The sequence below is a fragment of the Paraprevotella xylaniphila YIT 11841 genome, assembly GCF_000205165.1.
Lineage (GTDB): Bacteria > Bacteroidota > Bacteroidia > Bacteroidales > Bacteroidaceae > Paraprevotella > Paraprevotella xylaniphila.
This window is the reverse complement of sequence record NZ_GL883853.1, coordinates 27,867-51,715: the sequence shown is the minus strand read 5'-3', so window position 1 is coordinate 51,715 and position 23,849 is coordinate 27,867. Positions and strand designations below refer to the sequence as shown.

At 49.7% G+C, this 23,849-nt stretch carries 24 protein-coding genes; 9 read left to right on the top strand and 15 right to left on the bottom strand.

Features of this window, described 5'->3' with window-relative positions:
- Positions 1 to 22 precede the first annotated feature (22 nt).
- Positions 23 to 1,378: an MATE family efflux transporter gene (locus HMPREF9442_RS08345; RefSeq protein ID WP_008627440.1), complete on the top strand. Its 1,356-nt coding sequence runs from the start codon at positions 23 to 25 to the stop codon at positions 1,376 to 1,378.
- Between the two features lie 604 nt (positions 1,379 to 1,982).
- On the opposite strand, the gene HMPREF9442_RS08340 is transcribed toward HMPREF9442_RS08345, so the two are convergent.
- The 3 genes from HMPREF9442_RS08340 to HMPREF9442_RS08330 are packed head-to-tail and all read right to left on the bottom strand — an operon-like array spanning position 1,983 to position 4,641.
- Complete coding sequence (locus tag HMPREF9442_RS08340) at positions 1,983 to 2,750, bottom strand: MBL fold metallo-hydrolase (protein WP_008627434.1); 768 nt, start codon at positions 2,748 to 2,750, stop codon at positions 1,983 to 1,985.
- Positions 2,747 to 3,787 (bottom strand): UDP-N-acetylmuramate dehydrogenase, encoded by a 1,041-nt coding sequence (murB, locus tag HMPREF9442_RS08335; RefSeq protein WP_008627431.1) that lies wholly within the window; start codon positions 3,785 to 3,787, stop codon positions 2,747 to 2,749. Before murB ends, HMPREF9442_RS08340 begins: the two co-directional genes overlap by 4 nt.
- A gap of 8 nt (positions 3,788 to 3,795) precedes the next feature.
- Positions 3,796 to 4,641: a DUF4348 domain-containing protein gene (locus HMPREF9442_RS08330; RefSeq protein ID WP_008627429.1), complete on the bottom strand. Its 846-nt coding sequence runs from the start codon at positions 4,639 to 4,641 to the stop codon at positions 3,796 to 3,798.
- 130 nt (positions 4,642 to 4,771) lie between these two features.
- On the opposite strand from HMPREF9442_RS08330, the gene pheS reads away from it, so the two are divergent.
- The 4 genes from pheS to HMPREF9442_RS08310 all read left to right on the top strand — a co-directional run bounded on the left by pheS (position 4,772) and on the right by HMPREF9442_RS08310 (position 8,039).
- Positions 4,772 to 5,791, top strand: coding sequence for a phenylalanine--tRNA ligase subunit alpha (gene pheS / locus HMPREF9442_RS08325; RefSeq protein ID WP_008627427.1), 1,020 nt, complete (start codon positions 4,772 to 4,774; stop codon positions 5,789 to 5,791).
- Between the two features lie 6 nt (positions 5,792 to 5,797).
- Positions 5,798 to 6,994: an MFS transporter gene (locus tag HMPREF9442_RS08320; RefSeq protein ID WP_008627425.1), complete on the top strand. Its 1,197-nt coding sequence runs from the start codon at positions 5,798 to 5,800 to the stop codon at positions 6,992 to 6,994.
- 284 nt (positions 6,995 to 7,278) lie between these two features.
- Positions 7,279 to 7,461, top strand: coding sequence for a hypothetical protein (locus HMPREF9442_RS08315; protein WP_008622266.1), 183 nt, complete (start codon positions 7,279 to 7,281; stop codon positions 7,459 to 7,461).
- A gap of 203 nt (positions 7,462 to 7,664) precedes the next feature.
- The gene (locus HMPREF9442_RS08310; protein ID WP_008627423.1) at positions 7,665 to 8,039 is read left to right on the top strand and encodes a thioesterase family protein; all 375 of its coding nucleotides are present in this window, start codon (positions 7,665 to 7,667) and stop codon (positions 8,037 to 8,039) included.
- A 114-nt stretch (positions 8,040 to 8,153) separates the two neighbouring features.
- Here HMPREF9442_RS08310 and HMPREF9442_RS08305 read toward each other — a convergent pair whose 3' ends face one another.
- The 6 genes from HMPREF9442_RS08305 to HMPREF9442_RS08275 all read right to left on the bottom strand — a co-directional run bounded on the left by HMPREF9442_RS08305 (position 8,154) and on the right by HMPREF9442_RS08275 (position 13,833).
- Positions 8,154 to 8,726, bottom strand: a complete 573-nt coding sequence (locus tag HMPREF9442_RS08305; RefSeq protein ID WP_008627421.1) for a hypothetical protein — start codon at positions 8,724 to 8,726, stop codon at positions 8,154 to 8,156.
- 95 nt (positions 8,727 to 8,821) lie between these two features.
- The gene (locus tag HMPREF9442_RS08300) at positions 8,822 to 9,733 is read right to left on the bottom strand and encodes a dihydroorotate dehydrogenase (protein ID WP_008627419.1); all 912 of its coding nucleotides are present in this window, start codon (positions 9,731 to 9,733) and stop codon (positions 8,822 to 8,824) included.
- Entirely contained in the window at positions 9,721 to 10,497 is a 777-nt protein-coding gene (locus HMPREF9442_RS08295; RefSeq protein ID WP_040602840.1) for a dihydroorotate dehydrogenase electron transfer subunit, read from the bottom strand. Before HMPREF9442_RS08295 ends, HMPREF9442_RS08300 begins: the two co-directional genes overlap by 13 nt.
- A 254-nt stretch (positions 10,498 to 10,751) precedes the next feature.
- Entirely contained in the window at positions 10,752 to 11,249 is a 498-nt protein-coding gene (locus HMPREF9442_RS08290) for a helix-turn-helix domain-containing protein (protein WP_008627414.1), read from the bottom strand.
- A gap of 763 nt (positions 11,250 to 12,012) precedes the next feature.
- Entirely contained in the window at positions 12,013 to 13,032 is a 1,020-nt protein-coding gene (gene holA / locus HMPREF9442_RS08280; protein WP_040602845.1) for a DNA polymerase III subunit delta, read from the bottom strand.
- A gap of 24 nt (positions 13,033 to 13,056) precedes the next feature.
- On the bottom strand, positions 13,057 to 13,833 hold the full coding sequence (locus HMPREF9442_RS08275; protein ID WP_008627401.1) for an AMP nucleosidase: 777 nt from the start codon (positions 13,831 to 13,833) through the stop codon (positions 13,057 to 13,059).
- 70 nt (positions 13,834 to 13,903) lie between these two features.
- On the opposite strand from HMPREF9442_RS08275, the gene HMPREF9442_RS08270 reads away from it, so the two are divergent.
- The gene (locus HMPREF9442_RS08270) at positions 13,904 to 14,356 is read left to right on the top strand and encodes a type I restriction enzyme HsdR N-terminal domain-containing protein (RefSeq protein WP_008627400.1); all 453 of its coding nucleotides are present in this window, start codon (positions 13,904 to 13,906) and stop codon (positions 14,354 to 14,356) included.
- 119 nt (positions 14,357 to 14,475) lie between these two features.
- On the opposite strand, the gene HMPREF9442_RS08265 is transcribed toward HMPREF9442_RS08270, so the two are convergent.
- The 6 genes from HMPREF9442_RS08265 to HMPREF9442_RS08240 all read right to left on the bottom strand — a co-directional run bounded on the left by HMPREF9442_RS08265 (position 14,476) and on the right by HMPREF9442_RS08240 (position 19,437).
- Positions 14,476 to 14,664 carry a hypothetical protein gene (locus tag HMPREF9442_RS08265; RefSeq protein ID WP_008627399.1) on the bottom strand — a complete coding sequence of 63 codons (189 nt, stop codon included), beginning with the start codon at positions 14,662 to 14,664 and terminating at the stop codon, positions 14,476 to 14,478.
- Positions 14,665 to 14,755: 91 nt separating this feature from the next.
- Positions 14,756 to 15,439, bottom strand: a complete 684-nt coding sequence (locus tag HMPREF9442_RS08260) for a hypothetical protein (protein ID WP_008627398.1) — start codon at positions 15,437 to 15,439, stop codon at positions 14,756 to 14,758.
- An 840-nt stretch (positions 15,440 to 16,279) separates the two neighbouring features.
- On the bottom strand, positions 16,280 to 17,107 hold the full coding sequence (locus HMPREF9442_RS08255) for a zinc ribbon domain-containing protein (protein ID WP_008627390.1): 828 nt from the start codon (positions 17,105 to 17,107) through the stop codon (positions 16,280 to 16,282).
- Between the two features lie 8 nt (positions 17,108 to 17,115).
- Positions 17,116 to 17,925, bottom strand: a complete 810-nt coding sequence (locus HMPREF9442_RS08250) for a Nif3-like dinuclear metal center hexameric protein (RefSeq protein ID WP_040602844.1) — start codon at positions 17,923 to 17,925, stop codon at positions 17,116 to 17,118.
- Positions 17,926 to 17,996: 71 nt separating this feature from the next.
- Positions 17,997 to 18,797, bottom strand: a complete 801-nt coding sequence (locus tag HMPREF9442_RS08245) for an ABC transporter permease (RefSeq protein ID WP_008627385.1) — start codon at positions 18,795 to 18,797, stop codon at positions 17,997 to 17,999.
- Between the two features lie 10 nt (positions 18,798 to 18,807).
- Complete coding sequence (locus tag HMPREF9442_RS08240; protein WP_008627383.1) at positions 18,808 to 19,437, bottom strand: ABC transporter ATP-binding protein; 630 nt, start codon at positions 19,435 to 19,437, stop codon at positions 18,808 to 18,810.
- 91 nt (positions 19,438 to 19,528) lie between these two features.
- On the opposite strand from HMPREF9442_RS08240, the gene HMPREF9442_RS08235 reads away from it, so the two are divergent.
- From HMPREF9442_RS08235 to HMPREF9442_RS08225, 3 genes are read left to right on the top strand one after another with little or no spacing between them, the layout of a single operon-like run.
- Complete coding sequence (locus HMPREF9442_RS08235; RefSeq protein ID WP_008627381.1) at positions 19,529 to 20,659, top strand: agmatine deiminase family protein; 1,131 nt, start codon at positions 19,529 to 19,531, stop codon at positions 20,657 to 20,659.
- 12 nt (positions 20,660 to 20,671) lie between these two features.
- Complete coding sequence (locus tag HMPREF9442_RS08230; RefSeq protein ID WP_008627379.1) at positions 20,672 to 21,556, top strand: carbon-nitrogen hydrolase; 885 nt, start codon at positions 20,672 to 20,674, stop codon at positions 21,554 to 21,556.
- 32 nt (positions 21,557 to 21,588) lie between these two features.
- On the top strand, positions 21,589 to 23,781 hold the full coding sequence (locus HMPREF9442_RS08225) for a glutamine synthetase III family protein (protein WP_008622232.1): 2,193 nt from the start codon (positions 21,589 to 21,591) through the stop codon (positions 23,779 to 23,781).
- The last annotated feature ends 68 nt before the right edge of the window (positions 23,782 to 23,849 follow it).

Genomic DNA, 23,849 nt, shown 5'->3' with positions numbered 1-23,849 from the left:
TTGCGGCCTAAAATCACGACTTATGCAAGCATCCGATCAGGCTATCACGTACGGCAGGCACATTCGTGCCTTGGCCACATTAGGCATCCCCATCATTGTAGGGCAGTTAGGTACCATCATACAAGGACTGGCCGACACCATCATGGTGGGTCGTTTCAGTGCACACTCATTGGCCGCCGCAGGCTTCGTCAACAACATCATGGTGTTGGTGTTGATTTTTGCCTTAGGTTATTCTTACGCCATCACTCCGGTCATAGGTCCAATGCACGCCCGGGGGGAATTCGAAAATGCCGGCAAGGCATTGAAAGCCGGACTTCAAGTCAACGGCGCACTGGGCATGGTACTGTTCCTGCTGATGGGGACGCTCTACTTTTTCTTGGGGCACATGGGACAACCCGAAGAGCTTCTCCCCGAAATCCGGCCGTACTACATCGTCGTCGCGCTTTCCATACCCATCCAATCCCTTTTCAATGCTTTCAAGCAATTCTTCGACAGTATCGGCAACACCCGTACACCGATGTGGATTATGATCAGTGCAAACTTGTTCAACATCGTGGGAAACTACCTGCTGATTTACGGTATAGGCCCTTTCCCACAACTCGGACTATTAGGCGCCGGCATCTCTACCACCCTGTCACGCATCCTTATGCTGATGGTCATTTACGGTATATTCACTTCAAACGAAAAGTATAAAAAATATCATTCCGGCTTCCAAGCCAAAGGCGAAACCACCGACATGCGCCGTCTGCTGCATAAACTGGGCCGGCCGCTCGGACTGCAAATGGGCATGGAGACAGCTTCGTTTTCTTTGTGCGCCGTGATGCAAGGTTGGATTGGTGCCGCTCCCCTCGCCGCCCATCAAATCATGACGAGCGTCGGTTCCACCTGCTTCATGGTATATTATGGCATCGGGGCGGCCGTAGCCATACGGGTCAGCCATTTCCATGGGGTAAACGACACCAGGAACGTGCGCCGCAGTTCCCTCACCGGCTACCTGATGATTCTGGCCACCGGACTGGCACTGGCCATCACCATCAGCACTTTCATCACAGACATCTGCGCTTTCTTCACCGACGACACGGACATCCGGCATATTGTCGTCAGCCTGGTCATCCCGTTCGTATTATACCAATTCGGTGACGGCCTGCAAATCAATTTCGCCAATTCACTAAGAGGCATTGCCGACGTACGCCCGCTCATGCGTTACGCTTTCCTGTGCTACATTGTCATTTCCCTGCCGCTGAGCTATCTATTGGGCTTTACGTTCCATGGAGGGCCGGCTGGAATATGGATGGCTTTCCCTGTGGCATTGACGTTGGCCGGGGCACTCTTCTGCCGCCGTTTCCTCCGTAAAACACGCACGATGGCCGCCGGGTGAAAAACTACTGCATCGGACAAAATATCCCCCGATGGAACGGCATTTCGTAATATCTGCCAAAATGGCAGTCTGAACCCTTACAAGAATCCCGTATTTCCACCCTTTCGGCTCACCGGACGGAAATACGGGATTCTCATGAATGGAGACTTTGACATAAAGAAAGCATTCTACGCTTCTTTCGGACAAACCGGCACGACACCAAAGCCCCTATCCTCATGACAGAAGGCAAGCGGTCAGTAAAAAGCAAAAATCACTTTCCTCGGGTCAGGAAATCCTGTATGGAAAAAAGAAGCAAATAGAAAAAACAAAACTGAAAAACGAGGCTTTCCTTCCCGTCACAGCCCGTTTTTATGCCATTTGAGGTTCCTCCGAAAATCAATCTGCGCCAAACGAAAAATCGCTTTCAGGCGAACGATTTTTCGTTTGGCGCAGAAAAACGGAGATACTTACGCTGAAAAACAGCATAAAAACCGTATAAAAATCCATTTTGAAGCATTTTTTCTTCCCAGAACAACCTTTTTCCCGTTCTTTTAGCACCTAAAAACAATAAAAGTCTGCCATTTTGGCAGACTTTGAACATCCTTTTATAAAATCCTGTCGCCAATCATTCCCCTTCCACCTCCACCACCAAGCCGTCGTAAGCCATCCGTACGCCCTCGGGCAGGCTAGCATCCTCCACGGCATGCAAGTCGATATGGTGCCCCATGTGGATGAGGTAAGTGCGCGGCACACGTAAGCGGCGGGCAAACGCACAAGCCTCCTCTATCGTCTGGTGGGAATAATGAGGCTCGTGGCGAAGACCGTTCAGGACGAGCAACTCCAGCCCTTGAAGGTAATCCAACTCGCAGTCCGCTATCGTTTTCATGTCCGTAATGTAAGCCATGCGCCCCACACGGTAGCCCAATATGGGCAACCGGGCGTGCATCACTTCTATGGGAGTGACCTGCAATTCCCCCACCCGGAACGCTTCGTGCGGACGGACGGCATGAAGCCGGAGCTGGGGCACGCCGGGATATTTATGCTCCACAAAACAATAAGGCAGGCTCTGGCGCAACTGCCCGCCCGTACGCTCCGACGCATAAAGCTGCACGTCGCCGAACACGCCGAAAGGGCGCAGGTCGTCTATCCCTCCCACATGGTCGTAATGTTCGTGGGTAAGCAACACGGCGTCTATACGACGGAAATCCAACGGCAGGATTTGTTGGCGGAAGTCCGGGCCACAGTCCAACAGGATTCTCGTCTGCTCCGTCTCCACCAATACGGAAGTCCGCAAACGTTTGTCACGGGCATCCGTACTGCGGCACACCTTGCACGAGCAACCGATTTGCGGCACTCCCGTACTCGTCCCCGTACCCAAAAACGTGATTTTCATGCGCACCCTCCTATAATATTTACTTCCGGGGTGATGGATATGCCGAAGCGGGACAGCACGTCCGCACGGATGGCTTCGCACAACGCCAGTATGTCGCGCCCCGTCGCGCCGCCCTTGTTCACCAACACCAATGCCTGCCGGTCGTGCACCGCCGCCCGTCCGAGCGACCGCCCTTTCCAACCGCACCGCTCGATGAGCCATCCGGCCGATATCTTCACCCGTTCCGCGTCCACCTCATAGCGGGGCACGTCGGGGTAATCCCCTTTTATCGCCTCATAGACCTCACGCGAAACCACGGGATTCATGAAAAAGCTGCCTGCATTCCCCTGCACTTTCGGGTCTGGAAGCTTGGCCTTGCGTATGGCAATCACTACGCGGCGCAAATCCTGTGCCGTGACCTCCTCAGGACGAATGCCCCCGGCACTCAAAGCCTCACGTATCCCCCCGTAATCCAGATTCGGGCGGAACGTGGACGACAACCGGAAATGCACATGCGTCACCGCGTAACGTCCGCGCCACTCTTCCTTAAAAATACTTTTCCGATAAGCATAACCGCATTCCGAAACATCGAACACCCGGACTTCGCCGTCCCGTAAGCCGACGGCCTCCACCGCCGTAATTACATCTTTGGCTTCCGCACCGTATGCCCCGATGTTCTGCACGGCAGAGGCACCCACTTCGCCCGGTATGAACGAAAGGTTCTCCAGGCCGTAGAACCCGTGCTCCACGCAGTAGGCCACCAAATCGTCCCACACGATGGCCGCCCCCACACGAAGCCGTATCCCGTCCGGCCGTTCCTCACACTCGATTCCACCGATGGCGGAATGCAGCACCACGCCCTTGAAATCGGACAGGAACAAAAGGTTGCTCCCGCCGCCGATATGCAACACCGGCACGTCGGGACTGTCCGCCCGGAGACGGCGAACGACTTGCCGCAAGTCTTCTACGCTGTCGTATGCGACAAAACGGTCTGCATGCGCTTCGATGCCGAACGTGTTATGGGAAAGTAACGGATAATTATATTCTATTCTTGCCATAAAGCGGTTTAATTTTCGTACGAAACCAGTTTCCACTCCCCGTCTTTCTTCCTGAAATCGAGGATGTCCATCAGCCCGTTGGAGATTCCGGCCTTCACCAGAATCATCCCGTCCGGATTGTCATACGTCTGGCCGTAACGGATATTGGTAATGACCCCGTCCGGCAACTGGGGCTTGAAGGCATCCCACTGGTCGTGGTCCAACGTGCCTTCTATCGTATTGAAATCATCATCGGGGTCTGTCGTGACATAGCGCAAAGGATTCGACACGCTTCTTTGCTGAAAGGCGGCATCCGACACAAATCTCCTGTAGAAATCCATGAACTTATCCAAGGGTTCGGCAGCCGTGAAATCACGTATGCTCTCCTGCGTCAACCGCCATTCCCCTTTCAGCCGTTGGAAACGGCATGTCTTGACCCACCGTTTTTCCAAATGGATTTGTTCCACGTCCACTTTGTCCAAATCCGTGCGCTTTTCCAAATCCATCTGTTCCTCGTCGTTATAAAACACGGTATAATAATCCTGATCCATGAAAAGCGATTCATATTTCCATTGTTCCTCCGTGAGCCATACCGTGTCTCCCCGCACAACCGAAAGCAATGGAAATTCGACACGTTCGAGCCGGACTTTTTTAAGACGGGCGAACTCAAAAATAAAATCATCAAAAAGTTCATCAGCCCTTTTGGGCAATTCCTCGTCTAACGAGGCAGAAGAAGCATTGAATGAATCCGACGGACCGAACGAGGACTCAAAAACCGAGTCGGCTGCATAGTCCACTTCCGAAGCAGCCTTTTTCCCGTTGCACGCCGCCAACACAGCCGCCAACGCCATGCACCATACTACATTTTCCCTCATACTAACACAGGATAAAATCCTCTCTAAAATCATGCAAAAGTACACTTTTTATTTTCAACAACGGCAAGTTTTTGGGGATAATTGATTACCTTTGCAAAGTTTTTTAAAGCGAACAATATCTTAGAAGATTATGATAGCAAAAATCCAAGAACTTCTGGAAGAAGTCGAGAAGCTGCAAGCCTCAAATCTTGAAGAAGTAGAAGCGTTGCGCATCAAATACTTGAGCAAGAAAGGAAGCCTGAACGCCCTGATGGCGGACTTCCGGAATGTCCCTGCCGAAATGAAGAAAGAGGTGGGAATGAAACTGAACGACCTGAAGGCCAAAGCCCAGGAAAAAATTGCGGCTTTGAAGGAGGCTGTGGACACGCAAGACTGCGGCACCGACGAATTGGACCTGACCCGCACGGCCTATCCCGTATCGTTGGGCACGCGCCATCCGCTCACCATCGTGAAGAATGAGATTGTAGATATCTTTTCGCGCCTTGGCTTCACACTGGCCGAAGGACCTGAAATCGAGGACGACTGGCACGTGTATTCGTCGATGAACTTCGCCGACGACCATCCTGCCCGGGACATGCAAGACACCTTCTTCGTAGAGGCCCGTCCGGACATCGTGCTCCGTTCGCATACATCCTCGGTACAGGCCCGCGTCATGGAAAGCCAACAACCACCCATCCGTGTGATTTGCCCGGGACGCGTGTACCGTAATGAGGCCATTTCAGCCCGTGCACATTGCTTCTTCCACCAAGTCGAAGGACTATATATTGATAAAAACGTGTCGTTCACCGATTTGAAACAAGTCTTGTTGCTCTTCGCGCAGGAAATGTTCGGCAAAGACACGAAAATACGTCTCCGCCCGTCTTATTTCCCTTTCACGGAACCTTCTGCCGAAATGGACATCAGTTGCAACATTTGCGGCGGAAAGGGCTGTTCTTTCTGCAAGCACACCGGATGGGTGGAAATTCTCGGATGCGGCATGGTAGACCCGGCCGTGCTCGAAGCCAACGGCATAGACAGCAGCGTCTATACTGGATATGCTTTCGGCATGGGCATCGAACGTATCACCAATCTGAAATACCAGGTGAAGGATTTGCGCATGTTCTCGGAAAACGACACCCGTTTCCTGGAAGAGTTCAAGTCCGCCAATTAAAAGCACGTGGAAGACAGGTTAGTCACACGCAGCTTCATCTGTATACTTGCAGCCAATTTCCTACTTTATTTCGGATTTTGGCTGCTTGTTCCTGTCTTGCCTTTCTACCTGAAGGAAACTTTCTCTTGCGGCGAGGCGGCCGTCGGTACCATCCTGAGTTGTTACACCGTATCGGCCTTGTGCACGCGCCCCTTCATGGGATACCTGTACGACGGGTTTGCCCGAAAGCCCATCTACATCATGGCCTATCTGCTGTTTACGGCCATTTTTGCCGGTTATGTCCTGACAAGCTTCTTGACCGTATTCATTCTCTTGCGTGCCGTCCACGGCGTGGCATTCGGCACGGTTACCGTAGGCGGCAACACGCTAGTCATCGACATCACGCCTTCCAACCGCCGGGGAGAAGCCCTCGGGTATTACGGACTCACCAACAACGTGGCCATGAGCATCGGACCGATGACGGGCCTGTTCCTGCATGATTCCCATTTAAGCTATGAACATATCTTCAGCATCGGACTGCTTACCTGTGTCCTCGGCTTCCTGGCAGCCGTTTCCGTCAAGACACCGAAGAAGATCCCGGTCAAACGTCCGCCGGTTTCGCTCGACCGCTTCATCCTGCTGAAAGGCATTCCCGCCGGCATCGCCTTGCTCCTGCTTTCCATTCCCTATGGGGCGACCACCAATTATGTGGCTGTTTATGCCCGCGAAATAGGGCTTCAGGTACCCACCGGTTTCTTTTTCACCCTCATGGCTGTAGGAATGGGTATCAGCCGTATCTTCGCCGGAAAGTTCGTGGACCGCGGATACATCACCCAGACTATTTCGTATGGTTTCTATGTAGTCATTGCGGCATTCTTCCTGCTCTCCTGCTGCTCTACGGTCATTGCCTACAGCGAAGCATGGTGTTCTTTCATATTCTACCTCGTACCCTTCATGTTGGGCATCGGGTTCGGTGTGATGTTCCCGGCCTACAACACGCTGTATGTCAACCTCGCCCCCAACAACCAACGGGGAACCGCCACCAGTACTTATCTGACTTCATGGGACATAGGCATCGGTCTGGGCATCTCCACGGGCGGTTACATCGCACAGCAATATGCCTTCGATGCCGTCTATCTGTTCGGCAGCATACTTTGCGTAGCTTCCATGCTGTTTTTCAACCTTTACGTCAGCCCCCATTACCATCGCAATAAAGTACGTTGAAACCGTTTTTTCCCTATTTTCATGCCATTTTGTCAGCAATCACTGTCATTCCTGTCGTCTTTGTAACCATAAAGCAACAAACGGGATATAATTTCTTGATATACGTCAATTATTTCCTCTTATTCTTCAAATATAGGAGGCAAACTCTTGACCTTCGGCCTTTTTGGTTATAACTTTGCAGTGTCATAAGAAGAAAAAAGGTTATTATTAAGATTAAAAGAACTCTCTGAGGTAGAGGTTTTGAAAGGTAAAAAAGATTGTTTAATTAAAAAGGTAAAAAGATTATGATGACAATGGGTATTATGCTGTTTGCCGTAATACTTATGGCAGCAGTACTTTTGGTACTTTTCGCTGTAGTAATGTTGGCGGGTATGCACAAAGAATCCAAGTTAAACCGGGACTTCTTTATGTCCAGCACGTCCATGCAATTCGGCAAGGGCGGTTTCCAAACCGGAACGGCTTGCTAAGTGCGACTAAAAAAGAAAATGTAGAAAAAGCAAATCTCGATTAAAAGTAAAGAAACGGGTTACAGGCGGATGAGGAAACAGGTTCTTCATTCGCCTGTAATCGGTTTTATCGCTCCCGTCCTTCCACTTTTCCGCAACAACACACCCCGGATTTTATTTTAAATTCGTATTTTTGCCCTGTCATTATCAAACAGCAAAAACAAATGGAAATAGGATTGACACACACCAGTACACTCACCGTCGAAAACAAACATCTGGCTATCCAGGCAGGTAGCGGAGACTTGGAAGTCCTGGCCACGCCCGTTATGATGGCCTTAATGGAGAATGCGGCCATGCTGGCTGTAAAAGAGGCTTTGGACGAAGGCATGACAACCGTAGGAGGACATATCAGTTCCTCTCACCTCAAACCTACGGCTTTGGGTAAGACCATTACGGCCACGGCCGTACTAACCGGAATTGAAGGACGCAAACTGACTTTCAAGGTCGTGGCAGAGGATGAGACAGGAACCATCGGAGAAGGGGAACATCTTCGCTTTATAGTAGACCGCAAGAAATTCATGGCCAAATTGCAAGGATAAGGAAAACGTTCCGAACCGTACGGACGGATGATACACACGTTTCCCTTGAAATAAAATAAAAGCGCGGAAGCCTCTCCCCAGACTTCCACGCTTTGCTTTCTGAACAAATTAAAATCACTTGTTGCCTTGCATGAGAGAATCTACATTTACAGTTCTCACACATTTCGGAACCTTCTTATAGACTTGCACGCTGTCACTCCGGACATCGGCACCGTTACCGTAAGAATATCCCGCACTCCAATATCCATAGTCATTCCAATAACGCTCATAGTTACGTAACGTGAACCATGTGGAAGAATACACCCCATCCATATAACCCTTGAAATAATCGGGGGACAAACTGTAATCACGGATGTTGCAATCAAGTTCCGGATTATCAAAGCGAAGATAGATAATGCCGTCTCTTACCATCCAGGTAAAGTAGTGCTCTACGATTTCCACCCGGCCACGCCAACCGTGATAGTAATCCGTTTCGTAACCATATCCCCGGGTATAGCCTCCATAATCCTGGGGAATAAATTCCAAGTCGGAACCAATAGCCGGTTGACCGTCCACCATCATTCCCAAATCCCCGAACCAACGCCCCGAAAGCATGTATCCCCGGTAATCGTCATCTTCCTCGCACCCGCTAGACACTGCTATCAAGCAGCAGACCATAAGGAATTTGCAATATTTGAACCATCTCATAATTATGCTTGTTTAAATGTTTATAATGCAAATATACATATAAGTCTCTTTATTATGCAAAGAAAAACCCGACGGAAAGATAGGGAAAATCCTATTTACTCTCCTAAAGCACCGATAATTTCACGCACACTGCGGCAACCGTGCCGTTCCAAATATTCGTCTATCCCTCGGGCCACCTTTACCGTCACGGCCGGATCTATGAAATTAGCTGTTCCGATTTCTATGGCCGAAGCCCCCGCCAAAAGAAATTCTATGGCATCACGCGCGTTCATGATTCCCCCTAAACCTACCACGGGTATCTTCACCGCTTTGGCTACTTGCCATACCATACGTAATGCCACGGGCTTCACAGCCGGACCGCTCAGCCCCCCTGTGGCTATGGACAATACCGGGCGACGTTTTTCGATGTCGATAGCCATTCCCATCAACGTATTGATAAGGCTCACGGCATCCGCTCCGGCGTCTTCCACACTACGGGCTATGTCTGCCACATTCGTCACATTCGGAGACAGTTTGACAATCAAAGTCTTGTCATACGCCTTACGTACAGCTTTTACCACAGCCGAAGCTCCTTCGGCTGTCACGCCGAAAGCCATCCCCCCTTGCTTCACGTTCGGACAGGATATGTTCAGTTCTATGGCCGGAATGCGCTCCAGTTCGTTAATCCGTGCGGCACACTCCGCATAGTCTTCGCAACACGAGCCGGAGACATTCACAATCATATTCGTACGGATGTCTTTAATTTGGGGATAAATATGCCCGCAAAAGTAATCCACACCCTTGTTTTGCAGCCCCACACAGTTCAACATCCCTTGAGGTGTCTCTGCCATGCGAGGATAAGGATTGCCTTCACGGGGTTTCAATGTCGTACCTTTCACAATGATTCCGCCGATATCTTCCAAGTTCACAAAGTCTGCGAACTCAAGACCGTACCCGAAAGTGCCGGAAGCGGTCATTACGGGATTTTTCAACTGTAATTTCCCTATATTTACACTTAAATCTGCCATAACAATCTATTCGTATTGAAAACGGGTCCCTCTTTACACACGCACAAATGCCCTTCCGTAGTATTCTCCACGCAACACAAGCAGGCCCCCACTCCACAAGCCATCATATTCTCCAACGAAACTTCACACGGTATGCCTTTTGACCGTGCATATCGCGCTACGGCCACCATCATCGGTTTGGGACCGCAGGTGGCTATACGGTCAAAATGTTCACGTTGCAGCACGGAATGCTGCGTTACAAAACCTTTCTCCCCCTCGGAAGCGTCCTCGGTCGTGATATACACATCCCCCAATGCCCTGAACATGTCCAACTGCATCAAGTCTCCCGCCGAACGGCCGCCCAATAAGAAAGTTGGCCGACAGCCAAGCTTCACCATCTCTTTTCCCAGGAAAAGCAATGGAGCCGTACCGACACCGCCTCCTACCAACAGCACTTTCTCATCACCGGACGAAGGCATCGTAAAACCTTTCCCTAAGGGCATGACCACATTGAGTTTGTCTCCTACTTCCATAGCTCCTAAGTTACGGGTACCGTCTCCTATTTCATGAATCAGGAACCAAACCTCATTTTTCTCTTCATCCACGTAATTGATAGAAATAGGACGCCGTAAAAAGGTCGTTTCCGAGCCCTCAACCTTCAACTCGGCAAATTGACCGGGGCACATTTCCGGCAGAGGTTGCTCGTGCGTAAGCTTCAACAACGCATATCCTGCCCGTAAATGCTCATTAGCCGTCAGCGTCAAATCCAAAATATATTTTTTCATCTTATAAAATAGGTATATTCCAAATGGTATATCAAACTCCTGCAAAGATAGTGAAAGGTGAGTGCAGAGACAAATGAAAACGAAGTTTTCTCATTCGGCCATGCCGAACCGAATCCCATCTTCACGATAGCAAAGATAACGCAAGGTGAGTGTGGGAACAAATGAAAAACAAGGATAGAATTACCCATTTTACCCTAAAAGCAGAAGTCAAAACAAAGAAACAATCGTATCATTGTCCTGATTCTTCTTACAAATCAGCTAAAAACTTCAAAAGTTCCATCATCAAAGAAAATTCTTATCTCCGTAATCTTACGCTGAGGTTTGTCTACATACTTTACTACCTCACGCACCACGGGAATTTGCCGATTCTGGTCGTCCACGTCTTTAATGTCTTCCATTCTAGCCCATGCGGCATATTGCTCTGGATCCGAAATATCGAAAAGCATAGGCTCCCCACTCGCATCTATGGGAGCTTTCTCCGCACCGCTTTTAATCGTACTTTCCCCTCCGTTGACACTATCTTTAGTTTCATCCGAAACAGTTGCATACATGTCACCTTCTCCAAACATCAACCAATTTATATTGATATCCGGAAAACGACGATGAATCGCACTCACATGATTGTTCGTTGGGTTGGTTTTACCATTGAAGATATTTGACAGGGATGCGGGAGACACCTCAATAGCTTTGGCAAACTCTTGTTGGGTCATGTTTTCCCTTCTCATGATTTGCAATATTCGTTCTTTCATCATTTTTTCTATTGCCCTTTGTTTTCCTCTCTACAAAGGAGTTTTTTACGTTTACAAAGGTAAAAACAAAAAATGGAACGCACAATAAACATAAACCACAAAATTAAATTCACCTCTATAAATATTCAGGAACATGTATTTTTATGTTTGTAAACAAGAAGGACTCTGGGTTTATATTCATAAACATAAATAGATTTATATTCTTATATCTAATTTATATGGTTTATTCAACGAATTTAGCTAAAAAACTGGCTTCCGCGCATTTATTCTTCATCATACATTCACACTTTGCCGTTTTGCATATTATTATTGCAAAAACATGAAGTACCCCATAAGAAAATATGATGATAAACTAATACAAATATATGGTTTTCAACAAAATAACATAGTTAACATTGCAAGGAATAAATATTCATTCATAAAACAAAATCGAATGTATCAGAAAAGTAAATTCAGCTGTTTACAAAGCGACAATCATGGTTTACATTCTTAAACCTCATGAATTTATTTCAAAACATAAATATCATTTGTTTCATATATAAACTGTAATCCAAAACATAAATGCAAAATAAACATAATGTAAATTACCGGAAAATGAAAAAAGGCTCTTTTTTTCAATACTAAAAAATTCCGACCCGATGGCAAGGACGGGCCGGAATTTTAAAATCTCAGGAAGCAAAAAACGAGCTAACCTCCTATAATCAAATACTATAACTTACTTTTTAACAGTTTCGACAAGGCTTCAAATAAATTAAAAACAGCCGTTTTAATGCAAAATGAAGTAGGCTAATTCCTTCAAAAGATCGCCGGGAGTGGCGATTGTATTACCCAAACCTTTCGATTTAGCGTCCGTTTCACGTAGTTTCCCAATTATCTGCATCACTTTCACACCCGAATACTTTTGCATGGCAGGAAGTATGTTCCGAGCCACTTGCCAACGCGGTTGCTCTATCCAATCGGCAATCGCCTCCTCCGTACGTTGCGGTGCATAGTAAGCCACCATCAAATTGCTGAAAAAACCGAACATGACGGAAAGCGTAAGCTGCAAAGAAAAATTCTTAGGGTTATCGTTAAAATATTTCACGATACGATTTACTTTAAGTACGTCCTTGGCTACCAACGCAGATACCAATTCAAAGTTGTTAAAATCCTTGCTTATGCCGACATGTTGCTCCACAAAGGCAGCACCGATACGCGTCTCCCCTGCCGGCAAAGCCAACATCAGTTTGTCCAACTCGCCCGAAAGGCGCGACAGGTCACTCCCCACAGACTCACAGACCATCATCACGGCATTCTGTTCCATCGTCACCCCCTTACGGCGCAAGTAGGTCGTGACAAATCCTGGGAGTTGGCTATCATACAATTTTTTGGACTCAAACAAGACCCCAACCTTCTGTATATCCGCCGCCAACTTTTTCCTTTTATCCAAAACGCCATGTTTATGGCAAAAAATCAGCACCGTAGAGGGCTGCGGATGCTCCAGGTAAAAGGAAAGACGCTCTTTTCCGGGCAAGCTCTGTGCTTCGCGCACCAAAACCACCTGCCGTTCCGCCATCATCGGGAAACGTTTGGCTGCATTGATTACCTCGTCTACCGTCACATCCGTACCATAACATACCGTGAGATTAAAATCCTTCTCTTCCTCCTTTAACGCCGTGCCTACGATAAACTCGCTCACCTTGTCTATATAATAAGCCTCCTCGCCCATCAAATAATAAACGGGCGCGAAATTGCCCGCCCTTACGGAACGTACGATTTCATCATACGTCACCCCTTCTTTCTTCACTGCCATCTGCTTTTCTCTTTTGGATTACCAATCATATTTCAGGTGTTTCACAGTTTTCCGTTCACCTATTATCAGTTTCAACGCCTCTATTCCTATCGTGACATGCTCCGGCGCAAAGTTATGCGTCACTTCCCGGTCGCTCTCTGCCGTTTTTACCCCTTCGGGCATCATCGGATTGTCCGATACGAGCAGCAAAGCCCCGGTCGGGATGTGGTTGGCGAAACCGCACGTGAACAGCGTAGCCGTCTCCATATCCACGGCCATGGCACGGGTGTCTTTCAGATACGCCTTGAACTTTTCATCATGCTCCCATATCCTACGGTTCGTAGTGTACACCGTGCCCGTCCAATAATCGCGATGGGCATCCCGTATGGCAGTCGACACCGCACGTTGGAGCATGAAAGCCGGCAACGCAGGCACCTCGGGCGGATAATAATCGTTCGATGTCCCCTCTCCGCGGATTCCCGCCAAAGGAAGAATCAAGTCTCCCAGTTTCGTTTTAGAAGAGATTCCCCCGCATTTGCCCAAGAACAGGCAGGCTTTCGGCTCTATGGCACTCAGCAAATCCATAATGATGGCCGCATTCGGGCTTCCCATCCCAAAGTTGATGATGGTGATATTCTCCGCCGTGGCCATCCGCATGTTCGCCCCGTAACCGGGCTGAGGAAGCTTAAACTGTTCACAGAATATATCCACGTAATTATTGAAATTGGTCAGCAAGACATATTCCCCGAAGTCGGACAAGGGGTGTTGTGTATAGCGTGGCAACCAATTTTCCACGATTTCCGCTTTCGTTTTCATTGTTTTTGCGTATTTTTGTTCTGGCTTTACCCCACAAAAGACAGAGGGGTATTCCTTGCAAAGTTAGCAAATGATTACGTTAAACCTTCCACAATATCCCATAAAAGTGACAAAGCGGGACGGCCGGACGGTCGTCTTCGATGAATTGCGCCGCAAATATGTGGCTCTCACCCCGGAAGAATGGGTCAGGCAACATTTCGTGCATTACCTTGTCGCCCACAAACATTACCCGCCGGGCTTGGTGGCCAATGAAATCTCGCTCACGTTGAACGGCACGGCCAAGCGTTGCGACACGGTGGTCTACGACCGGCAGGCCCGTCCGCGCGTCATCGTGGAATACAAAGCCCCGCACATCGAAATCACCCAAAAGGTTTTTGCCCAGGTTTCGCGTTACAATATGGTGTTGCGCGTAGACTATCTCATTGTCTCCAACGGCCTGCAACATTATTGTTGCAGGATGGATTACGACACGAACTCCTGCAAGTTCCTGCCGGACATACCTGAATATGGGGAGATTTTATAAGGGCTTTCCCTCACGATAGGAAACATAAAAAATTTCCTCCCACCTTGTTTGCTTCTTTGGATGGCAAAACAAGGAAGAAGGAATTCATTGCGGCACAATCACCAAAATGCGCCCGAGGTTTACAAAGTGGATTGTGAAAAGTCCAGTTCGTATATGACCTTGCCGGAGTTGTCGCAGCTGAACTTGCCCACAGCTATAAGTTCAGGAAAATCCTTCGTCCAAAACGGGACTTCCACTTGTCTGCCTTCCGGCACATCCAATGTAGCCAGAAGCTTTTCGGCTTCCTCGCGGCACAACGTTTCCAACATCTCCACGCTATCCGTTTACCTTGCCACAATGGACAGTCATTTCCTTTTCCAAATTCATTCCTTTCATAAAATTCTCTTTTTAAATCGGTTATTATAAATCTTCACCATCTGCATGGTTGTACTCATTATCATAGAATATCACAATACGGTATTCCACCCCTTCTCCATCAATCATAAACCAAACCATTTTTTTTGACCAATAGTTCTCCCCCAGATACCCAACAAACAGATCAGTCAGGTCATCTAAGCTTTTGGCAGACAAACTATCCAAATCCTTTTCGTGAAGCCCTGTCGCAGACAACATTTCTTGCCTCTCTTCCTCAGACAACGCACTGATTGTTTTGGGCGACTGAAAATAGGCCGACTCATACCTTTTATTATTCACTAACATCTCATAACCTATATTCTCTTCTTCGGACAATAGCGGATTATCATTTAAAGAACAATATTTCTCATTCTTGGCGAATTGTCGACACAAATCGTTATAACGGATTTTTATATTTGTTTCATCCATGGTCCACTTGTCCCTTACCGCAATTCTCCAGACCTTATTATTATCCGTCACAATCGAGAGTTCTACCTCTTGCCCATTAAACTCCCCTTCCAACCAATCATAAGTGCTATTATACTTAAATCCTTTGGCCTTCAACTTTTGTACCATTTCCGTTTTCGTCCCGTCCACAGGAATACCGAGAAACTGCGTCACGTCCTTCTGTGCGAAAGCGTACACGCCCAACATCAAAAACATCAAGAAAGAAAAATACCTCATTTTCATGATTCCCACATTTTAACCCTCCGCCCGACTCCCCTGACGGAATCCATAAAAAGCCTGATTGTGTGCATATACGAAAAAAGCGTGGGAGCCTGTACCTGTTGCCCGTTCCGCTACTCAAGGCTCTCGCATTGCCCATCACTGTCCGAACGAGCAACGCAGAAGCCCACGCCGATATGTTTATATATACGTCCCCTCTATCCATGCAAAACACATATGGATACAATCGGGGCTGATATAAAACACCCACAGGGCATCTACCGTTGCTTTGTCTTCGACAGTGATTAGAACTTGCGAGATTCTGAGTAGCCAAAGAATCAAAGCGTCAAGTAAACGCCTTCTTTATATATGCCATCCCATGCCATCCCACCTCCGACGAGGCTTCCGCATGGGCACGTATGGAAAATATACGGAAAATAATCCAACAATTCGGGATTTTCTTCTACAAAAATTCAGCTTTACGTATAAAGCACTATATTACAACTATTTATAAATAATAAAAGAACACAAAATCATTCTCCGCAAAACGGAAAATCAATCTCAGGCAAACGATTTTTCATTCTCCTGAGATTGATTTTTTATTCTGCGGAGAGTAAATTTACATGCTTCCGAGGCTTGGATTCCGGACGGAAAAACACGGTTTTTATTTTACAATCAGAGAAATCCTCCTTATCCGGGCTGCGGGAAGAGCGACACGGGACATCCCTTACAAAAAGACTGAAAACGGCATGAGGATGTGGAAAAACGAAAAGGAGAATGCCCAATAGGGAAAAACGCGCCTGCGACACGGTTGTCGCAGGCGCGTTTGCAAATCTTTCCCGAATACCCCAAAAAGCGGTATGCTTACTCCTCTGCCGCAGCGGCAGCCCGACGGCGACGCTTCGGCTTTTCTTCCACCGCCTTGTTTTCGATTTCCACTCCGGCCAATTCCGGGTCTATCATGATACGGCCGCAGTATTCGCATACGATAATCTTCTTGCGCATACGAATATCCAACTGGCGTTGGGGGGGGATTTTATTGAAACAGCCACCGCAAGCATCGCGCTGCACGTAAACGATACCCAATCCGTTGCGGCTGTTCTTACGGATACGCTTGAATGCCAACAACAAACGGGGTTCTATGGTAGCCTCCAATTCTTTGGCTCTTTCGCGCAACTTCTCTTCCTCCGACCGTGTTTCGGAAATAATGTCGTCCAACTCTGACTTTTTCACATCCAAATCCGCACGCCGGTCGTCCATCAGCTCCGTGCAATGGGCGATTTCCCCGTTCTTGTGTTCAATGGCATCGCAAGCCTCGCGGATACGCTTCTCATTCAGCTCCACGTCCAAGGTTTGATATTCTATTTCCTTGGTCAAGGAGTCATATTCACGATTGTTGCGCACGTTATCCAACTGCTGCGTGTACTTTTCGATAGCCGCCTTGCAAGTTTCTATATTGGCTTTGCGTGCCGCAATGTCCGCATTCAGATCCCCTATCTCTCCATGTATTTTTTCAATACGGGTAGACAAGCCTTCAATCTCGTCCTCCAAGTCCTGTACTTCCAACGGTAGCTCTCCGCGCAACGTCTTGATTTTGTCGATTTCGGAAAGCATGGTCTGCAACTGGTACAGGTTTTTCAACTTTTCTTCAATCGACAGGTCCGTCGCATCTTTCTTCATGTCTTTTGCCATAATGCTTATTACAAATATTTTATGGGATTCGTGTCCACCGCCGTCATGTAAAGCGGCAGTTCGGGACAAATCTCACCTATGATGGAATAAAAAATTTCTTTCGTATATTGCTCGCTCTGGTAATGCCCCATGACGGCAATCTGCAACTCCTGATCGTGGCCGAAGTACTGATGGTAGTGCATCTCCCCTGTCAGGAAAGCATCGGCTTTCTGATTGAGCGCCTCTTCAAGCATGAAATCGCCCGCCCCTCCGCAAAGCACGACTTTGCGCACCGGACGCTGCAACAGTTCATTGTGCATCAGGCACTCGATATGGAATACGGACTTGATGCGTTGGAGGAATTTCAGGGAATCCTCCGGTTGGGGCAAGACGCCGATGACCCCGCTCCCCGCCATGACGGTGTACTCATGCCCGCCGTCCTTCACCTTCACGGGATGTGGCTGAAGGAGCCTCACCTGTTCCAGTTCCAACTTCTCGGCGATTTTGAAGTTCACGCCATCCTCGGCATTGTCCAAGTTCGTATGCGCCGAATATATCGTCACGTCGTTTTGGATGGCCTTCCGTACGCACCGTTCCACGTAGTTGCGGTCGGACACAGTCTTCAGCCCGTGGAACAACAACGGATGGTGGGACACAACGAGATTGCAACCCAAAGAAACGGCTTCGTCTATTACCTCCTCGGTCACGTCAAGACACAATAAAGCCCCTGATGCTTCCACCTCTGTCAATCCTACTTGCAGACCGGCATTGTCATAGCTCTCCTGCAAGGGCAAAGGCGCGAATCTTTCAAGGGCAAAAACTACTTCCTTAATTTTCACGTCATAGAAAATTTCTGCAAAGATAGGGATAAGACGGGAGGTTTCCAAGGAAACCTAGCGGATTTTATCATTTATTTAATATTCCGGCCTTTCCTGAATATCGGCTTCAGCCGCCCGAACTCATCGAACGTACGGCGCACGGAAAGCGAAATCGTAATGACCAACGAAAGCATGGAAGCCACGACCGTGATAACGCTTATCATCAACTGGTATTTGATGGCTACTTCGGGCATCGAACCGCCGAGTATCTGGCCTATCATCGTCCCCGGGAAAGACACGATGCCCAACACGGCCATGTTGGCGATGCACGGGGAAAAGGATTTGATGACGGCCGAACGGAGGAAAGGCAACGTGGCCTCGAAGCGGGTCGCCCCGTTGCCCAACAGGTAATAATACATATTCTGTTCGCGCTGCAGCTCGCTGTAATAGACATTCACAGCCATGATATTCACCGTCAGCATATTGCCGAACAGCACACCGGCCACAGGAATGAAGAAGCGTGCGGCAAACACATCTGCGGCACGCACTACGAAGGCTAAGAAATACAACGACACCAACAAGGCCGTAACCAGAAAGCCTGTGAAAACCGGCAGAAGCAGCACCTCGCGACGCAAGGCCGTGCGGCTGACAGCCGTATGGGAAGCGATGATGGCCATGACCGCCATCCACAACACGTTGACCCATTCGTTGTCCCATTGGAACAATAAACGCAAGTACACCCCGATAAGCAACAACTGCACGGTCATCCTCACCGTCCCCAACAAAGCCGACGAAAGCAGCCCCGTGCGGAAACGCCACAAAAAATAAAAAGGCACCAACATCAGCAACATGCCGACGGCCAATCCTGTATAAGTCAAATCCTCCGTTCCCATCACAGCCCGTTCAAAGTTTTACCACCTGGTCGCAGGCTTCCAGAAAAGCCCGGTTATGCGACACGCTCAATACGGCCGTTCCTCCGGCCGTCAGACGGCGGAAAAGAGCCGACACCCTCCCCACGCTGTCCTCGTCGAGCGCGGAAGTCGGCTCATCGGCCAACAAAAGGCGTTTGTCCAACATGGCGGCCATGGACAGAATGATACGTTGCCGCTGTCCGCCAGACAACTGGACCACCTTACGATGGAACAAGTCCCGCTCCAGTCCCAATAACTTCCAAAAACGTAACAGCTTTTCTTCCGAAAAATCCTTGTCCCGGTTCGCTTTCAGGTGAAAAGGAAGGTGCAACATTTCTTCTACCGACTCAGCCGGAAGGAACAGTTCCTGAGGCACATAGGCCGTGCGTTTCCGGATACGCTCCACCGTACGCTCTGTCAACTCCTCCCCGCCGACAGACACCCGCCCTGACTCCAACGGCAGGAACCCCAACGCCGCACGCAGCAGCGAAGTCTTGCCGCAACCGGACTCACCGGTCACGCAAACCCACTTGCCTGCCCGTACCTCCAGACTGAAATCCCGGAAGAGCAAACGCCCCCCAAGCCGCAACGTAGCCGATTCTATTTTCAACATCTCGTCCATTCCATGCACAAAGTTAATAAAAATAAAGCCATTATTTCCGGAAGATTCGTATCTTTGTCCCGTAAATTTACACGAATTACAGGATTTATCTATGGGATTGCAATACAAAGTCCGTAGCAACAGCACAATGGAACGTTGGTACGAAATACGTTTTGACGAAGTAAACGGCCCGGAAGAGACGGAAATCCGGGGCACTTTCCTGCCTCCGGAATGGTTTCCGCAAAGCGGCGTACAGCTCACATGGCCGCATGCCGGAACGGACTGGTGCTACATGTTGGAAGAGGTGACCGCCTGTTACGTGCGGATGGCCTACGAAATCGCCTCGCGCGAACCTTTATTAATAGTGACACCCGAACGCCCCCAAGTAGAGGCTCTCCTGAAAGAGAAACTTCCAGCACAGGCTTTCGCGCAAATACGTTGGGCCGATTGCCACACCGACGACACGTGGGCACGCGACCATGGGTTCATCACCCTGGTGGGCGAGACCGGACCGCAGCTTCTGGATTTCTGTTTCAACGGATGGGGAAAGAAGTTTGCCGCCGACCAGGACAACCGCATCAACGGGAAGCTGATGGAACAAGGCGTATTCAATGGAACGTACACGGACCATCTGGACTTCGTACTCGAAGGCGGTTCCATCGAAAGCGACGGCCACGGCACGCTCCTGACCACTTCGGAATGCCTGCTCTCGGCCAACCGTAACGACCGTCTGAACCGCGCCGACATCGAAGAACGGCTCAAAGCGTTCCTGCACGTCGAGAGAATCCTATGGCTCGACCACGGCTACTTGTCCGGCGATGACACGGACAGCCATATAGATACTTTAGCCCGTTTCTGCCCCGACCAGACCATCGCTTACGTGAAATGCGAAGACCGTAAGGACGAACACTACGAGGCACTCGCACGCATGGAAGAACAGCTTCGCACGTTCCGCACGCTTCAGGGCACCCCCTACCGGCTCGTCGCCCTACCCATGCCGGAAGCCATCTTCGACGAAGACGGGCAACGACTTCCGGCCACATACGCCAATTTCCTGGTGGTCAACGGAGCCGTACTGATGCCGACTTACCATCAGCCCGCCTTGGACGAACAAGCCCGGAAAGCCTTGCAAAAAGCCTTTCCTCAGCATGAAGTGGTCGGTATCGACTGCCGCCCGCTCATCCGGCAGCACGGTTCGCTGCATTGCTGCACGATGCAATTTCCCGTACCCGTACTCAAATAAAAGAACACCCTCATGAAAAAGATAAAAGTAGGACTGGTGCAACAGTCCAATACCGCAGACACCAAAGCCAACCTTTACAAGTTGGCACAAAACATAGAAGACGTATGCAAGCGCGGCGCACAGCTCGTCGTTCTTCAGGAGTTACACAACTCGCTTTATTTCTGCCAGACGGAAGATACGCGGAATTTCGATTTGGCCGAGCCGGTTCCCGGCCCGTCCACAGGATTCTTCGGCGAATTGGCCCGGCAATTCGGTATCGTGCTGGTCACGTCCTTATTCGAACGGCGCTCAGCCGGCCTGTACCATAACACGGCGGTGGTGTTCGACACCGACGGTTCCATCGCAGGAACCTACCGCAAGATGCACATCCCCGACGATCCGGCTTATTACGAGAAATTTTATTTCACCCCGGGCGACTTAGGTTTCCACCCGATATCGACATCGTTGTGCAAGTTAGGCGTGCAAGTGTGTTGGGACCAGTGGTATCCCGAAGGTGCGCGTCTCATGGCACTGCAAGGCGCAGAACTCCTGATCTACCCTACGGCCATCGGATACGAAAGCAGCGATGCCCCCGAAGAGCAGGAACGCCAACGCGAGGCCTGGACCACGGTACAACGGGGCCATGCCGTTGCCAACGGCCTGCCGGTCATCGCAGTGAACCGTGTGGGACTTGAGCCGGACCCGTCCGGGCAAACCCGTGGCATACAATTCTGGGGAAGCAGTTTCGTAGTCGGCCCGCAGGGCGAGATGTTGGCACGTGCCAGTCGCGACGCGGAAGAAAACATGGTGGTGGAAATTGATTTGGAACGCTCGGAAAACGTGCGCCGCTGGTGGCCTTTCCTGCGCGACCGCCGCATCGAAGAGTTCGCTCCGCTCACCCGCCGTTTTATTGATTAAACATTTAAATAACCCATAATACAAAAAGGTATATGTCATCCTCACTTAGATTTGAAGTTGTAGGCGAAGCTTTTAAGAAGAAAGCCGTAGAAGTTCCGGCCCCGGCCGAAAGACCGTCCGAATTCTTCGGCAAATATGTATTCACCCGCCAGAAGATGTTCAAATATCTCCCGGCCGACGTATATAAAAAGATGTGCGACGTGATAGACAACGGTGCGTCGCTCGACCTGCAAACGGCCGATGTCGTGGCTGCCGGCATGAAGAAATGGGCCATGGAGTTGGGTGTGACCCACTGTACACACTGGTTCCAACCGCTCACCGAAGGCACGGCCGAAAAACATGATGCTTTTGTGGAACACGACGGCAAAGGCGGCATGGTGGAAGAATTTTCCGGCAAGCAGCTCATCCAGCAGGAAACCGATGCCTCTTCGTTCCCCAACGGGGGAATCCGCTCCACGTTCGAAGCGCGCGGCTATTCTGCCTGGGACACCGCTTCGCCTGTCTTCGTCCTCGGCGATACCCTGATGATTCCCACTATTTTCATTTCTTATACCGGCGAGGCGCTCGACTACAAGGCACCCCTGAAAAAGGCCATCCATGCCGTAGACAAAGCGGCCACCGACGTATGCCGCTACTTCTATCCGGACGTGAAAAAAGTCATTTCCAATTTGGGTTGGGAACAGGAATATTTCTTGGTGGACGAAGGACTTTACGCCACCCGACCCGACTTACTCATGACCGGGCGCACGCTGATGGGGCACGAATCGGCCAAAAACCAACAAATGGATGACCATTACTTCGGTTCTATCCCCGAACGGGTGGCCGAATTCATGAAAGACCTGGAAATACAGGCATTGGAACTGGGCATCCCTTGCAAGACACGCCACAATGAAGTGGCTCCAAACCAATTCGAATTGGCCCCCATCTATGAAGAGACCAACCTGGCAGTGGACCACAACATGTTGCTCATGTCACTGATGAAGAAAATAGCCCGTAAACATGGATTCCGCTGTTTGCTCCACGAAAAGCCGTTCGCCGGCATCAACGGGTCAGGCAAACACAACAACTGGTCACTGGCTACCGATACCGGAATCCTGCTGCACGGGCCGGGCAAAACGCCGACCGACAATCTGCGTTTCGTCACCTTTATCGTGGAAACGCTCATGGCAGTCTATCGCCATAATGGGTTGCTCAAAGCCTCCATCATGAGTGCCACCAACGCTCATCGCCTGGGAGGCCATGAGGCTCCGCCGACCATCATTTCTTCGTTCCTCGGTCAGCAACTGAGCGACATACTCGAACATTTGGAACATTCTACGGACGACGAACTGATAGACGTGGCCAGCAAACACGGCATGAAGCTCGACATCCCGCAAATTCCGGAACTGCTGTTCGACAATACCGACCGCAACCGTACGTCTCCCTTCGCTTTCACAGGCAACCGGTTCGAGTTCCGTGCCATCGGTTCACAAGCCAACTGTGCCGCTGCCATGATAGCCCTGAACGCGGCTATGGCCGAAGCCCTTATCGACTTCAAGACGCGGGTGGACGCTTTGATAGCAAACGGCGTAGACAAGACCAAAGCCATCCTGCAAGTGGTACGCGAGGACATCAAGACGTGCAAGCCCATCCATTTCGACGGTAACGGCTATTCCGAAGAATGGCAGGAAGAAGCCCGACGCCGCGGACTGGATACGGAACGCAGTTGCCCGCTTATCTTCGACCGCTATCTGGACGAAAGCAGCGTGAAGATGTTCGAGACGACCCATGTGTTCACACGCAATGAAATCGAGGCACGCAACGAAATCAAATGGGAAACCTACACCAAAAAGGTACAAGTGGAAGCACGCATCTTCGGCGACATGTGCATGAATCACATCATTCCCGTGGCCACACGCTACCAAAGTGCCTTGATAGACAACGTGCACAAAGTACAAGAGGTTTTCCCTGCCGAGACCGCAGCCCGGCTGAATGCCAAGAACTTGGAACTGATAGAAAAGATTTCGGAACACACGAGCTTCATCGCAGAAAACGCAGACCGGTTGGTGGAAAACCGGAAGGTGGCCAACCGCATTGAAAACGTACGTGAGAAAGCCATTGCCTACCACGACACAGTGGCTCCCATGTTGGAAAGCATACGCTACCACGTGGACAAACTCGAACTCATCGTGGACGACGAGATGTGGCCGCTTCCGAAATACCGCGAACTGTTGTTCATCCGATAACCATACGACATGGAGTATTCCTTTCCGGACCATCCGGATCCGGCAAGAATACTCCTTGTTTATTTATA

Coding starts and splice junctions, on each gene's coding strand:
- HMPREF9442_RS08345 (WP_008627440.1), top strand. CDS start 23: ATGCAAGCATCCGATCAGGCTATCACGTACGGCAGGCACATTCGTGCC.
- HMPREF9442_RS08340 (WP_008627434.1), bottom strand. CDS start 2,750: ATGAAAATCACGTTTTTGGGTACGGGGACGAGTACGGGAGTGCCGCAA.
- murB (WP_008627431.1), bottom strand. CDS start 3,787: ATGGCAAGAATAGAATATAATTATCCGTTACTTTCCCATAACACGTTC.
- HMPREF9442_RS08330 (WP_008627429.1), bottom strand. CDS start 4,641: ATGAGGGAAAATGTAGTATGGTGCATGGCGTTGGCGGCTGTGTTGGCG.
- pheS (WP_008627427.1), top strand. CDS start 4,772: ATGATAGCAAAAATCCAAGAACTTCTGGAAGAAGTCGAGAAGCTGCAA.
- HMPREF9442_RS08315 (WP_008622266.1), top strand. CDS start 7,279: ATGATGACAATGGGTATTATGCTGTTTGCCGTAATACTTATGGCAGCA.
- HMPREF9442_RS08310 (WP_008627423.1), top strand. CDS start 7,665: ATGGAAATAGGATTGACACACACCAGTACACTCACCGTCGAAAACAAA.
- HMPREF9442_RS08305 (WP_008627421.1), bottom strand. CDS start 8,726: ATGAGATGGTTCAAATATTGCAAATTCCTTATGGTCTGCTGCTTGATA.
- HMPREF9442_RS08300 (WP_008627419.1), bottom strand. CDS start 9,733: ATGGCAGATTTAAGTGTAAATATAGGGAAATTACAGTTGAAAAATCCC.
- HMPREF9442_RS08295 (WP_040602840.1), bottom strand. CDS start 10,497: ATGAAAAAATATATTTTGGATTTGACGCTGACGGCTAATGAGCATTTA.
- HMPREF9442_RS08290 (WP_008627414.1), bottom strand. CDS start 11,249: ATGATGAAAGAACGAATATTGCAAATCATGAGAAGGGAAAACATGACC.
- HMPREF9442_RS08275 (WP_008627401.1), bottom strand. CDS start 13,833: ATGAAAACGAAAGCGGAAATCGTGGAAAATTGGTTGCCACGCTATACA.
- HMPREF9442_RS08270 (WP_008627400.1), top strand. CDS start 13,904: ATGATTACGTTAAACCTTCCACAATATCCCATAAAAGTGACAAAGCGG.
- HMPREF9442_RS08265 (WP_008627399.1), bottom strand. CDS start 14,664: ATGTTGGAAACGTTGTGCCGCGAGGAAGCCGAAAAGCTTCTGGCTACA.
- HMPREF9442_RS08260 (WP_008627398.1), bottom strand. CDS start 15,439: ATGAAAATGAGGTATTTTTCTTTCTTGATGTTTTTGATGTTGGGCGTG.
- HMPREF9442_RS08255 (WP_008627390.1), bottom strand. CDS start 17,107: ATGGCAAAAGACATGAAGAAAGATGCGACGGACCTGTCGATTGAAGAA.
- HMPREF9442_RS08245 (WP_008627385.1), bottom strand. CDS start 18,797: ATGGGAACGGAGGATTTGACTTATACAGGATTGGCCGTCGGCATGTTG.
- HMPREF9442_RS08240 (WP_008627383.1), bottom strand. CDS start 19,437: ATGGACGAGATGTTGAAAATAGAATCGGCTACGTTGCGGCTTGGGGGG.
- HMPREF9442_RS08235 (WP_008627381.1), top strand. CDS start 19,529: ATGGGATTGCAATACAAAGTCCGTAGCAACAGCACAATGGAACGTTGG.
- HMPREF9442_RS08230 (WP_008627379.1), top strand. CDS start 20,672: ATGAAAAAGATAAAAGTAGGACTGGTGCAACAGTCCAATACCGCAGAC.
- HMPREF9442_RS08225 (WP_008622232.1), top strand. CDS start 21,589: ATGTCATCCTCACTTAGATTTGAAGTTGTAGGCGAAGCTTTTAAGAAG.